This window comes from Oleiphilus sp. HI0043, from assembly GCF_001634935.1.
Window position 1 is genome coordinate 1 of sequence record NZ_LWEY01001000.1, and the last position, 270, is coordinate 270.

Consider the following 270-nt stretch of genomic DNA (forward strand, 5'->3'; position numbering starts at 1 on the left):
GCATGATTGTTGCCAACGATTCGACGGTTAAAGGAGGCACTTACTACCCTCTTTCGGTTAAAAAACATCTCCGCGCCTTAACCATCGCTGAAGAGAATCGCCTACCCTGCGTCTACCTTGTAGATTCAGGTGGCGCAAACCTCCCTAATCAGGATGAAGTCTTTCCGGACGAGGATGACTTTGGCAACATTTTCTATCGACAGGCCAACATGTCTGCCAAAGGGATTCCACAAATCGCCGTTGTACTTGGATTGTGTACCGCAGGTGGCG

The 270-nt window shown here is 49.6% G+C and carries 1 protein-coding gene; it reads left to right on the forward strand.

All coding sequences use genetic code 11. The annotated features are described in order from the left end of the window. The coding region (locus A3729_RS10775) for a carboxyl transferase domain-containing protein (protein WP_304439717.1) at positions 1 to 270 on the forward strand (270 nt) is incomplete at both ends.